General features: G+C 65.9%; 9 protein-coding genes, 1 tRNA gene and 1 riboswitch. Of the genes, 5 read left to right on the forward strand and 5 right to left on the reverse strand.

Annotation, left to right across the window (positions count from 1 at the left end; all coding sequences use genetic code 11):
- Positions 1-753: 753 nt before the first annotated feature.
- The 4 genes from GGR03_RS22655 to GGR03_RS22675 form a co-directional block, all read right to left on the reverse strand.
- Positions 754-909 carry a hypothetical protein gene (locus GGR03_RS22655; protein ID WP_183211122.1) on the reverse strand — a complete coding sequence of 52 codons (156 nt, stop codon included), beginning with the start codon at positions 907-909 and terminating at the stop codon, positions 754-756.
- A gap of 1075 nt (positions 910-1984) precedes the next feature.
- Positions 1985-2347 (reverse strand): hypothetical protein, encoded by a 363-nt coding sequence (locus GGR03_RS22660; RefSeq protein WP_183211124.1) that lies wholly within the window; start codon positions 2345-2347, stop codon positions 1985-1987.
- A gap of 423 nt (positions 2348-2770) precedes the next feature.
- Positions 2771-2847 (reverse strand) — tRNA-Arg (locus tag GGR03_RS22670).
- 184 nt (positions 2848-3031) lie between these two features.
- A complete protein-coding gene (locus tag GGR03_RS22675) occupies positions 3032-3673 on the reverse strand; it encodes a thiamine diphosphokinase (protein WP_183211127.1) in 642 nt (213 codons plus the stop codon).
- A 207-nt stretch (positions 3674-3880) separates the two neighbouring features.
- On the opposite strand from GGR03_RS22675, the gene GGR03_RS22680 reads away from it, so the two are divergent.
- The 5 genes from GGR03_RS22680 to GGR03_RS22700 all read left to right on the forward strand — a co-directional run bounded on the left by GGR03_RS22680 (position 3881) and on the right by GGR03_RS22700 (position 11250).
- Positions 3881-5827 (forward strand): acyltransferase family protein, encoded by a 1947-nt coding sequence (locus tag GGR03_RS22680; protein WP_183211128.1) that lies wholly within the window; start codon positions 3881-3883, stop codon positions 5825-5827.
- Between the two features lie 155 nt (positions 5828-5982).
- Positions 5983-6080, forward strand: a riboswitch (TPP riboswitch).
- Between the two features lie 41 nt (positions 6081-6121).
- Complete coding sequence (gene thiB, locus GGR03_RS22685; RefSeq protein ID WP_183211129.1) at positions 6122-7156, forward strand: thiamine ABC transporter substrate binding subunit; 1035 nt, start codon at positions 6122-6124, stop codon at positions 7154-7156.
- Positions 7157-7193: 37 nt separating this feature from the next.
- Positions 7194-8801, forward strand: a complete 1608-nt coding sequence (thiP, locus tag GGR03_RS22690) for a thiamine/thiamine pyrophosphate ABC transporter permease (RefSeq protein WP_183211130.1) — start codon at positions 7194-7196, stop codon at positions 8799-8801.
- Positions 8798-9535 carry a thiamine ABC transporter ATP-binding protein gene (thiQ, locus tag GGR03_RS22695; protein ID WP_183211131.1) on the forward strand — a complete coding sequence of 246 codons (738 nt, stop codon included), beginning with the start codon at positions 8798-8800 and terminating at the stop codon, positions 9533-9535. Before thiP ends, thiQ begins: the two co-directional genes overlap by 4 nt.
- A 209-nt stretch (positions 9536-9744) precedes the next feature.
- Positions 9745-11250, forward strand: coding sequence for a M48 family metalloprotease (locus GGR03_RS22700; RefSeq protein ID WP_183211132.1), 1506 nt, complete (start codon positions 9745-9747; stop codon positions 11248-11250).
- A gap of 114 nt (positions 11251-11364) precedes the next feature.
- On the opposite strand, the gene GGR03_RS22705 is transcribed toward GGR03_RS22700, so the two are convergent.
- Entirely contained in the window at positions 11365-12231 is an 867-nt protein-coding gene (locus GGR03_RS22705; protein ID WP_183211133.1) for an RNA polymerase factor sigma-32, read from the reverse strand.
- Positions 12232-12462: the final 231 nt, after the last annotated feature.

Consider the following 12462-nt stretch of genomic DNA (forward strand, 5'->3'; position numbering starts at 1 on the left):
GACCAGGTACGCTCACGGAAAAGGTGGAGAAGCTCGCCATTCAGGCGAATGTCACGCGTGCGCTTTTCAAGAAGCCGCTCAACCTCCGCCATTAAGACCAGATTCTCCGCGTGGACTTGCATCCGAGCGGACATTCTTGACGGGCGGGCCGAAACTGAATTCTCCTGAAAGATCATCGGTGCAGTGTACCGGATCGCATTCTGCCGAGGCAACTTGCCGCGCCACCGGCAGCCGAGTTACGGTTTACGCGCCGTCTACTTCCCCTTATTGGCTTCGCCTGCCGCCGAGGCCCGCCCTACGGCGACCGGCGGAGGAGACCATGCGGAGAAGGACTTGGCGCGGGCTTCGCCGCCGATGAAGATCGCACCGCGCGGGCGCCGGCGCATCGCGTCCCGGCATAGTCTCTGCGCCCGCCGTGATTCTCTGTGGCGGGGCGATCCCAGCGGCCACTACCGCTCATCCATGTCCGTCAGGCTATGCCGGTACCCGGTGCGCCGCTCGATCTCGAGCATGACGTCGCCCCAGAAGCGGCTGTCACCCTCAGCACCTACCACAGCCATCCGGCGCTTGTCGCGGGCCCTTAGCCACGCCCTCTCAGGCCCGAGAAGAACAATCAGGACTCGCGCTTCCTGCCGAACTTTTGCGGAGGGGCCGAAAATGCGGATGAGCAGGCGACGCATCATTGGTGGACGATGCGCCTTGTCGCGCTCGGCAGCGAGGGGCGAGCGAGGTGCGCGCCCATCCGCAATGGTCTCAAAGCCCCAGCGATGACAGCACCTGCAGCATCTCCCGGCCTCGGGGCGTCAGCCGGTACCAGAAAGTCATCTTCCATCCCGGAACGACCTCAGCGATCTTCGCGCCCGTCAGATGGTCCGCCGCCCGCAGCTCGTGCCCGGTCATTTCGTTCATTTCGAGCCCCACCGAGTCCTCTGCAGGTCCATCGTTCAGGCGGTGCATGAGAGCGACACGGGAAGGGGTGAGCCGCAGATGGCGGATGTTGAGGTTCTTAGGCAACGATACTCGTCGTGCCCGTTCGGCATGTGATCACTCATCTGGGTCACCCGCCAGGCTCCGTGCCTTTCGGTCTTCAAGCCATCGCGCCTGATCGGCTAAACGTTGCCAGTTCTTTCGTGATTCCTCATGCCGCTGTCGCTGGCCGTCCGTCTCGGCATTGGCAGCATCGGCCCCGGCGGCGTCTGCCCTGGATTGGTAGAGGACGCTGCTCGTCTCCCACACTCCCCGCGGACGCCCCATCAGATCGGTCTTCCAATGCGTGTCATGTCCCATCCCGCATCGCCCAAGCAGAGCGAGTTTTACAAGAACCGGCGGGAAATCAAGCAGTGATCGCTCACCGTCTGCTGGCAGGCAATGACTTCGTGCAGGCTCGATCCTTGGCGAGCGTCCGCCCACTCGCTTACGGGCCGTCTGAAGGAACCGGAACGAATAGAGTGTTATCTCGTTGATTGGAAAAGAAGATTACGATTGGACGAAATTTTAGGTGCCGCAATGACCTCCGGAAATCGCTCACTTTTCGAACTACTCCAGAATCCCGAGGCGTGTCGTCATTTGGCGAACCGCGCGGGATTGCGGACTGACCCTGATCTACCCGACCAATTTAAAGAGAAGCTCGCTCGGCTCGATGAAGCGGCTGCACGCCGATCTCTATTCCCGCATTCTTCAACAAAGTAATTCCCAGCTGGTTCGACCCTCATTCACCGTTGGCAGGCCCTCCGTCCTGGCGCGTACCCCGGCTCTCTCCTGACGTTGGCGAAGCTGCTGAGGGTTAAGTGAGTGGCGTTTGTGCATAATCCTGGTTTCACCCTCAGCCTATCTCAGGCGGCCCCTTCACTGGATCCAAGAGGCTTCCAGCCCACCACAGATATCGCTAAGGAGCTATGGTATTGGACATGCGGATTTGGGATAGCCACGACGAGGTTCAAGCGGCAACCGCCGTGAGGCGCAGAAGCGCAAGGAGAGCTATCACTTACTCTTTGCGTCGCCTCGGGAGGCTCTCTGCCAGAGCGCGGAGCTTAGCCTTCTCGGCGTCTCGCACTGTCATCACTTTGCCGTAGGCGCCGATCCCCACCACCTCGTCACGGAGCGATGGCCTTGGCTTGGCGCCGGGCACACTCTCGGTCCGGCACCGCTCGCGCATCGCCTGGATTTCGGCAGGCGTGACGAACTCCTTGTTGGCGATCTTCTCGGTGACCAGATTCCCGCGGTCGCGTTCCCGGCGGAGGGAGGCGGGCGTGAGGTTGCTATTGAGGAGGAGTTCGCACGCGTGCGCAAGCGTGAGCAGGTCGTCCGGCTGAAGCTCCGCCCTCGAGAGAAGCGCGCGCTTCGCCATCAGGTTTTGAGTTTTCTCGCCGCGGCCCTCGCATCGAGCCGCCGTCTGAACTCGTTGGCGCCTGAGACGAGGTGGTATCGTTGGCGCGTCTGTGTCCCCGGGCTCCGCTGGCGAAGCCGCTCCTTCACGAATGCCTCTAAGTCTACTGGCCGGTGTCGCCTCGTTTCTCGATCGGATTGCCCGATGTTGACATAGGCGATGGCGCCGCTCGTCGTGAAATCGCGCAGCTGGCGAATTGATATCGCCAGAAAATCTGCGGCCTGAGCAGGCGTGAGTAAAGGTTTCTCGCAGCTTTCCATGTCGCGTCCTATGTCGCGTGGATTCGCCGAGTGTGAACGGAAACCCTTGGAAATCAAGGGAACCCACGCGCAACACTAACGCAACATGAGGCCGGGCGAGGGCGGCCTAGTGCATTGAAAATATTGGTGATCCCGACTGGATTTGAACCAGTGACCCTCAGATTAGGAATCTGATGCTCTATCCTGCTGAGCTACGGGACCACGCGGGCGCACCATAAGCGAAACCGCCCGCCGCCGCCAAGCCTTGTCGGCGGTCGCATATCCGCGGAGCGTGCCGCCGCGGGCAGGAGGACCAGTGGGGCGAGCGATCCGCGACCGGACCCCGCCCATGCCAGATGTGGGTCCCAATGCCCAGCCTTCACCTGCTTGCCGTCCGCCGCGTGGCTCACCGCACCGACGGGTCGGCCTGGGCGATCAGGATCGCGGCGCCTTCGCGCACGGTGACGGTGATCGGCCCTGCCGCCTCGTTGGACTGGGTGAGGATCGAGTGGAACGGCACCGAAACCTCGTCGAGGGGCCATTTTGCTCCGGCGATGGTCAGGCCGGCAAGGTCGGAGAATTTCAGGATCGAGAACTGCGTCCCTGGCAGGAGGTCGAAGCGGCGGGGTGCCGGTGACAGCGGCCAGGCCTGCTCGAACCCGTCGTAGCATTCGACCGCGACGCCGGCCGCCGCATAGCGCAAAGCGAGGATCAGATGCGCGAAGGCATGGTCGCTGCGCGGCCCGCCGAGCGCGCCGACGAGCATCAGGCTGGTCGCGCCGCGAGCCAGCGCCGCATCGATGGCGAGCTCGCCGTCGGTGCGGTCCTTGTCGGCGGGAAACGTCTCGCGCGGCAGATCGGCGAAGCCGGCGGGCGGTGTGGGCGGGCTGGAATCGAAGTCGCCGACCCAGAGCTCCGGCGTCACGCCGAGCGAGACGGCATGGCGGAGCCCGTCATCGGCGGCGATGATGCGGGAGCCGGAAAGGGCGGCGCGGAGCGCCGGGGTCGGATCGACCCGTCCGGCTAGGAGAATGGCAAAACGCGACATTCGCCAGCCCTACAGCATGACGCGGCGCGCCGGAATCGCTTTCGGGTATGCCGCCAAGTTCCCGTCGACCTAGTGCTGACCATTAGCCGGCCTTCGTATGCGACGCCGGCGAGACCCGGCGCTCATGCGACGCCTGGTTGAAGACGGTGGCTAAGACCCAACCGAGTTGATACTCAGTCGGGTCCAGACCCTCGTGAAGTATCCTTGATGCAATATCGCGCCGAAATCGACGGGCTGCGAGCCGTCGCGGTCGTTCCGGTCATCTTGTTCCATGCCGGGATCGAGGGCTTCGACGGGGGCTTTCTCGGCGTCGATGTGTTTTTCGTCATCAGCGGGTTCTTGATCACCGCGATCATCACGGAGGAGCTCGAGACCGAACGCTTCTCCCTGGCGCGCTTCTACGAGCGCCGCGCCCGCCGGATTCTCCCGGCGCTCACGGTCATGATGCTCGTCTGCCTGCCTTTCGCATGGATGTGGATGCTCCCGAGCGAACTCGTTCGGTTCGGCCGGAGCCTGGCCGCTACCGCCGTGTTCCTGTCCAACGTCCTGTACTGGCGACAAACAGACTATTTTTCGCCCGATGCTGAACTCAACCCCTTGCTCCATACCTGGAGCTTGTCGGTCGAAGAGCAGTTCTACATATTATTCCCGCTGATCCTCATGCTGATGTGGCGCAGGTCGAGGCGGTGGGTGGCGCCCGTGCTCGTCTTGGGCATCCTCGTAAGTCTGGCTTTGGCTGAGTGGGGCGGGCGGAACGCGCCAGCTGCGACCTTCTTTCTTGCGCCCAGCCGTGCGTTCGAGTTGCTCCTGGGGGCACTGGCCGCGCTTTTTGTCCGCCGCTTCGGCGAGACACATTCCGGCGCCGCTAGTGCCGCCGGTCTTTTCATGGTGGTCTCTGCGATTGCCTTCCTAGGTGATCGAGCGGCAACTCCGAGCCTATGGACGCTGATCCCCGTCATAGGGACAGCTTTGATCCTCGTTTTCGGTCGCGAGGGCACGGCTGTCGCCGCGATCCTGCGTATACGACCCTTGGTCGGTATCGGCCTGATCAGCTACAGCCTGTATCTCTGGCATCAGCCGGTGCTCGCCTTTGCCAAGATCCGTCTTGCCGAATCGGCCGGCGGCGTACTTCTGGCAGGCCTCTTCGTCCTGATCTTCCTGGCTGGGGTCGCGAGCTGGGCGTTTGTGGAGCGCCCGTTCCGCCACCGTCGTGGAACGCTCCGCGGGCCCGGGCGGATGTTGGCACTGTCGGCCGCCTCGATCGTCGGCGTGGCTGCGATCGGTGCCCTGCTGAACTCGGGAAACGGCGTCTACTGGCGAACGACTCCGATAGGTGAGCCGTTCGCCGAAATTGCTCTTCTCGAGCAATCCATGGCGCCGAATTACGGGTTGGACAAGTCGTGCAGGAGTACCGAGCCGGAAATTGCTCCGTCGTGCCGCACGGCGCCCAATCCGACAACTGCGTTATGGGGCGACAGTTTTGCCATGCATCTGGCGCAAGCCATTGCGGACAGCCCGACACCCATGCCGTTCGCCCAGCGAACAGTGAGCCAGTGCGGCCCGATACCGGGCCTGGCCGTGATGGGGTCAGTCACGTCCTGGCAATCGTGCCTGGCATTCAACGATGCGGCGCTATCGTGGATCCTGTCGGACGAAGCCGTCAGGACAGTGATCATTAGCTCCCCTTTCGATCAGGCGGCCCGGACGATCTATCGCCGCGACGGCACTGTCATCCGTGACGAGGCCGCGGGACGGGCCGCCGTCATGAAAGCTCTAGTGGCTTTGTCCGGTCAACTGGCTGATGCGGGCAAAAGACTCGTCATCGTCGGTCCCCCTCCCGCATCGAGAGCCAATCTCGGGGTCTGCTATCTGCGGCGCCGCGCCATGAGCCTCGACGATCATGCCTGCGATTTCACCGTGGCTGCGGCCGCTGCCACCAACCTGTCCGCGAAAGCCCTGTTGGCGGAACTGGCTCCGGTCATTCCGGTCGTCCGCCTCGAAGATCTGATCTGCGACGACGAAATATGCCGGGCGTCTGCAGGGCGCGGCAGCGTCTATCGCGATGGCGGGCATCTGTCGATCGATGGATCCGCTTGGCTCGGCCGCCAGAATGACCTGGCAGGGATCATCTTGCGAAAGACAGCTACCCACTAGTGGCTTCTGCAACCATCAGCGCCGCAGATCGTGAGGTGCGCTACTTCCTGACGAACACCTCCATTTTGCCCAGGCTGCAGTAAGGACCTCCCCTGGCCATGGCTGCTGACGTCGGGCCTCCCCTTGCCGGCCCGCCGCCGAGGGCGTAAGCCGGATCAGCTCACACGGGGTGCCTTCGGGCTGAGAGGCGTTCAGCCAACCCGTCGAACCTGATCCGGATTATGCCGGCGGAGGGATGCGGGCGGCGGCGGGTTCTCGCCGCAGCGGCGCGACCGTCCTGCCTCGGGAGGCCGCATGCACACTGTCCTTCGCCGTTCGTGGATCCTGGCCGCCCCGCTCGTTGCCGCCAGTCTCGCCACCCTTGCCCCCGCCGGCACGGCCGTCGCGCAGGCCGAAAAACCGGTGCTTACCGTCTACACCTACGAGAGCTTCACGCCGGAATGGGGTCCGGGGCCGAAGATCGAGGCGGCCTTCGAGGCGGTCTGCGGCTGCGACCTGCAGTTCGTCGGGCTCGACGACGGCGTGGCGATCCTCAACCGGCTGAAGCTCGAGGGCGGATCGAGCGATGCCGACATCGCCCTCGGCCTCACCTCGGACCTGATCCCGGAAGCCAAGGCAACCGGCCTGTTCGCCGAAAGCGGCGTCGATCTCGCGGCGCTGTCGGTGCCGACGGGCTTCGCCGACCCGGTCTTCGTGCCCTTCGACTATTCCTATCTCGCCTTCATCTACGACACCGAGACGATCAGCGATCCGCCGACCAGCCTCGACGAACTGGTCAATGGCGACCCGGAGCAGAAGATCGTCATCGAGGACGCGCGGACCTCGACGCCGGGTCTCGGCCTGCTGTTGTGGATGAAATCGGTCTATGGCGACCGGGCGCAGGAGAAATGGGCGCTTCTGTCGAAGCGCATCCTGACGGTGACACCCGGCTGGAGCGAGGCCTATGGCCTGTTCACCAACGGTGAAGTGCCAATTGTCCTCAGCTACACGACCTCGCCCGCCTATCACATGATCGAGGAGGGCTCAGAGCGCTACCAGGCTGCCGCCTTCTCCGACGGGCACTATCTGCAGATCGAGGTCGCGGCGATGCTGGCCAATGCCGACCAGCCGGAACTCGCGCGCCGCTTCCTCGCCTTCATGCTGACGCCGGAATTCCAGTCGATCATCCCGACCACCAACTGGTCGCTGCCGGTGATCGAGGGGATCGATCTGCCGGCGGAATTCGGCCGGCTCGTCGATGTGACGACCCCGATCTTCGTCGATCCGGAAACGGTGGCGGCGAACCGCCGCGCCTGGACGCAGGAATGGCTGGAAGCGCTCGGTCGCTGAGGCGCAGCGCCATGTGCCGGGCCGTGAGGGGACCATCGTGACCGGCACTGGCGACCGCCGGCTGCGCATCGGCCTGGGTCTCGGTGCGGCGGCGCTGCTGGCTGCCTATCTCGGCGGCGGCTTCGTCGTGCTGTTCGTCGCGACGGATGCCGTACCGGATGCCCGGTCGCTCGTCGGCGATTCCTATCTCCACGGCGTGGTGCTGTTCACGCTGGAGCAGGCCCTGCTGTCGACGCTGCTGGCGGTCGCGGGCGCCGTGCCGCTGGCCGTCGCGCTGCACCGGGCGCGTTTTCCGGGCCGGGCCCTGGTGCTGCGGCTGTTCCTGTTGCCGCAGGCGCTGCCGGTGCTGGTCGGCGGTCTGGCGATCATCACCATCTGGGGCCGCAACGGGGTGCTGTCCGGAGCGCTCGTCTCGCTCGGCCTGCCGCGGCTCGATCTCTACGGCCTGCCGGGCATCCTGATCGCGCATGTGTTCTTCAACCTGCCGCTCGCCGCCCGGTTGATGGTCGCGGCGCTCGACCGCGTGCCGGCGGAGAGCTGGAAGCTTGCAGGGCAGCTGGCGCTGCCGCCGCTGTCGACCTTCCGGCTGATCGAATGGCCGGCGATCCGCACCATGCTCCCGGCGGCGGCGAGCCTGATCTTCATGCTCTGCGTGACCAGCTTCACGCTGGTCCTGGTGCTCGGCGGCGGCCCCGGCGCGACGACGCTGGAGGTCGCGATCTACCAGGCGCTGCGCTACGATTTCGATCCCTCGCGCGCCATCGCCCTGTCGCTGCTGCAGATCGGCCTGACTGCGGCGATCCTGGCGCTGGCGACAAGGCTCGGCGGCGATGTGGCGGCGGGCTTCGGCCTCGGCGGGCAGGCGCGGCGCTACGACCGCCGCAGTCTCCTCGCGACGTTCGGTATCGGCTGCATTCTCGTGCCAGGTATCGCCTTCATCCTGTCGCCCTTCGCGGCGATCCTCGTGCGGGGCCTCGCTGCCGATCTCGGCGCGCTTCTCGCCGATCCCGCCGTACAGCGGGCTGCCGCCACCAGCCTGGTCATCGCCTTCGCCGCCGCCAGCCTGTCGCTGGTCCTCTCCGCCCTCGTGGTCCTGGCGATCGAAGCGCTGGGCGAGACGCGGCAGGGCGCGGCACGGGGACTGGAACTCGCGGCGAGCCTCGTCCTCGTGATCTCGCCCGTCGTCGTCGGGGCGGGCTGGTTCCTGGCGCTGCGCCAGGTGACCGACGTCTTCGCGGCCGCGCCCTATGTCGTCGTCGCGACCAATGCGGCGATGGCGGTGCCGTTCGCGGTGCGGATCCTCGGACCGGCGCTGGCGTCGGCCAACGCCGAGAGCGGGCGCCTGGCCGACAGTCTCGGCCTTGCGGGCCTCGCGCGGCTTCGCTACGTCGACGGTCCGGCGATGCAGGCGCCGCTCGGCCTCGCCTTCGCCTTCGCGCTGGCGATCTCGCTCGGCGACCTCGGCGCCGTGGCCTTGTTCGGCAACCAGGATTTCATCACCCTGCCATATCTCCTCCTGCAGCGCATGGGCAGCTACCGGACCACCGATGCCGCCGGGCTGGCGCTCATCCTCGGCGTGCTCTGTCTCGGGCTCATGCTGCTGGCCGAGCGTGGCCTCGCCGGTTCGCGCGGGGCTTTCCGATGAGCGCGGCCCCTGCACTGGTCCTCGACGGTGTCCGCTTCTCCTACGAGGCGATGCGGATGCGGTTAGACCTCGCCGTCGAGGCCGGCGAGTGGCTGGCACTGATCGGACCGAGCGGCGCCGGCAAGTCGACGCTCCTGGACATTGCCGCGGGCTTCGCCGAGCCCGATGCCGGGCGCGTGCTGATGGCCGGTGCGGACGTCACCCGCCGACCGCCGGCGGAGCGCCCGCTCAGCATCCTCTTCCAGGACAACAATCTGTTTACCCATCTCGACGTCTTCCGCAACGTGGCGCTCGGCATCGCCCCCGGCCTGCGTGTGTCGCGGGCAGACCGCGCCAGGGTCGCCGCCGCGCTCGAGGCCGTGGGGCTGGCCGGCTTCGAGACGCGCCGCCCGGCCGAGATGTCCGGCGGCGAGCGCCAGCGCGTGGCGTTGGCCCGAGCGTTCTTGCGCGACCGGCCGCTGCTGCTGCTCGACGAGCCGTTCGCCGCGCTCGGTCCGGCGCTGCGCCAGGAGATGCTGGCGCTGCTCCAGTCGCTGCGCGCCGAGCGCAAGGGCGGGCCGGCGGCCGTCGTCATGGTCACGCATCACCCCGAAGACGCCGCGGATCATGCCGACCGGGTGGCATTTCTCGAGGCGGGCGAGATCGTCGCCGTCGGACCGACGAGAGATGTCCTGACAGGGCAGGGTGAGCCGCGCGTCGCCGCTTATCTCGGCACTGCAAAGACCGTGCCGTGACGCAATTCCGGCGAAATTCCCTGCCATCCCAATGTGATCCACGAGGGGCTTCGTCGAATCATTTTGCGGTGCGTGTTGCGGATCGTCTCTTCCGCACTGCGAAGCGATTCGGATAAGGCTGGTAACCAGGCAACGGAAGATGATCTTCCGCGACCATTCGGCGGGGGCGGCGTATCGCAGCGATGGAAATGACGTCCAAGGCCTGCGCCATGACACGCTGGGCACGTGCGGCGCTCGCCAGCACGGCCCTTGTCGCGCTTCTGACTGCTGGTGCCTGTACCACGCTGGAAGACGGTCTCGACCTGGCGAGTCCGGTCGACGGCAGCGTGCGCGCGGGCTATGCCGCGACGCGTCAGCCCATCACCTTCGAAAACGTCCAGGCAAGCGATCCGCAGTCGTCCATCGGCCGTTCGCAGCATCCGAAGATCCTGGCAGCCTATGGCGGCGCCTATTCCGATCCGAAGCTCGAGCGGATGCTGGCGACGATCATCGGCCGGTTGCAGGCCGAGACCGCCGATCCCAACCGCGCCTACCGGATCACCATCCTGAATTCGCCCAACATCAACGCCTTCGCGTTGCCGGGCGGCTACGTCTACATCACCCGCGGCCTGCTCGCGCTGGCAAACGATTCCGCCGAGGTGGCGGCGGTGATCGGCCACGAGATGGGCCACGTGACCGCCAACCACGGCATCGAGCGCCAGCAGCGCGAGCAGGCAGCCGAGATCGCCAGCCGCGTCGTCAGCGAAGTCCTGGCCAGCGAGCCGGCGGGCCAGATCGCCCTGGCGCGCGGCAGGCTGAGCCTGGCGCAGTTTTCCCGCCAGCAGGAATTGCAGGCCGATGTGATCGGCATCAAGCACATCGCGCGGGCGGGGTACGACCCGTTCGCCGCGGCGCGCTTCCTGAAGGCGATGGATTCCTTCTCGCAGTTCCGCAACGCCTTCCAGGCCGGCAGTGCCGATCTCGATTTCCTCGCGTCGCATCCCTCGGCGCCGCAGCGGATCGAACTCGCCGAGCGCCACGCGCGCGAGGCGGAGGTAGCGGAAGGCGAAGGGGCGACGGAACGCGACCGCTACCTGAACGGCATCGACGGCATGCTCTTCGGCGACTCCGCCGCCGAAGGCTACGTGCGCGAAAACCGCTTCTACCATCCGGGCCTCAGCATCACCTTCGCCGCGCCGGAAGGGTTCGTCATCGACAACACCGCCGAGGCGGTGCTTGCCACCGGACCGAACGACATGGCGCTGCGTTTCGATGGCGTCGCCCTGCCGACGACCACGAGCCTCGTCGACTACGTCAACAGCGGCTGGATCGGCGGGCTCGACCGCGACAGCATCCGCCAGCGCCGGATCGGCACGCTGGAGGCCGTCTCCGCCCGGGCCAAGGGAGGCGAATACGCCTTCGACGTGACCGTGGTCCGGGTCGGCGGGCAGGTCTACCGGTTCCTGACGGCCGTGCCGGCGCGGGAGTCGGGATCGGTTGGCGCGATCGCCGAACGGGTCGCCAATTCCTTCCGGGTGCTGAGCCCGGCCGAGAAGGCGTCACTCAAGCCGCTGCGGGTGCGCATCGTCACGGCCGGTGCCGGCGACACCGCCACCTCGATGGCGAGCCGCATGGTCGGTGTCGATCGCAAGACCGACATGTTCCGCCTGCTCAACGACCTCGACCGCAACGACGCGGTCCGGCCCGGCGCGCGCTACAAGATCGTCGCCGAATAGGGCGCCGGCGGTCTTCCGGCACTGCGAGCGAATAACGGGGTCCTGACCATTCCAGACAAACAAAAGGCCGCTCATGGCGGCCTTTTGTTTGTCGAATAGCTGGTGAAGAAGCCGTCAGCTGACGTAGGCGGCCTGGTCGGCATTGGTCTCGAGCAAGGCGGCCTTCAGCTTTTCCAGCGCCCGCGTCTCGATCTGCCGGACGCGCTCCTTCGAGATGCCGAGCTTGGTGCCGAGGGCTTCCAGCGTGGCGCCGTCATCCTGCAGCCGACGCTCGCGAATGATCTTCAACTCGCGCTCGGAGAGGACGTCGAGGGCGCTGGTCAGCCAGGTGACGCGGCGCTCCTCGTCGATCGAGGTCGAGACCATCTCGTCGGGCAGCGGATCCTTGGCGACCAGGAAATCCTGGCGGTCGGCGCTGCCGGATTCGTCGTCGATGAGGGGGGCGTTGAGCGAGGAGTCGGGGCCGGAAAGCCGGGAGTCCATCAGCGCGACGTCGCCTTCCGAGACCTTCAGCGCCGTCGCGATCTCCCGGTACATGGCGGTGCCGGATAGGCTGTCGGCGCCCTGGCTGAGGCGGGCGCGGAGGCGGCGGAGGTTGAAGAACAGCGCCTTCTGCGCCGAGGACGTGCCACCGCGGACGATCGACCAGTTGCGCAGGATGTAGTCCTGGATCGAGGCGCGGATCCACCAGGTCGCGTAGGTGGAGAAGCGGACTTCCCGTTCCGGCTCGAAGCGGGCGGCTGCCTCCAGAAGGCCGACGTGACCCTCCTGGATCAGGTCGTTCATGGCCAGACCGAAATGGCGGAACTTCGAGGCCATCGAGATGACGAGGCGCATATGCGCCTGGGTAATCTTGTGAAGCGCTTCCTGGTCGCGGTTTTCCTTCCAGCGAACGGCGAGTTCGTATTCCTCCTCGCGCTGAAGATAGGGAGCTGCCATGGCCGCGCGGATCATGGTGCGGCGAGCGGACTGGGACTTCATAGACTACCCTCCGGTCTAACGTCTCAGGCTAGCGGCCTACATGCGAAGCCGCGTGGCCGCGCAGCCGGTACAGGGGTAATGCGGCGCGCACGCTAACGTTCCCGGAAGGGAAAACTTTTTGGCGGTAGGTAGGGGAGCATCGTGGAATGGCAAGCGGGGTAAGGCCGGGCCCTGACGATGCAACGACCGTAACACCGCCTCGGCGAATTCGGAAGACTGCCATGACGAGAA

Origin of the sequence: Aurantimonas endophytica (assembly GCF_014196845.1) — a bacterium.
Taxonomy (GTDB): Bacteria; Pseudomonadota; Alphaproteobacteria; order Rhizobiales; family Rhizobiaceae; genus Aurantimonas; species Aurantimonas endophytica.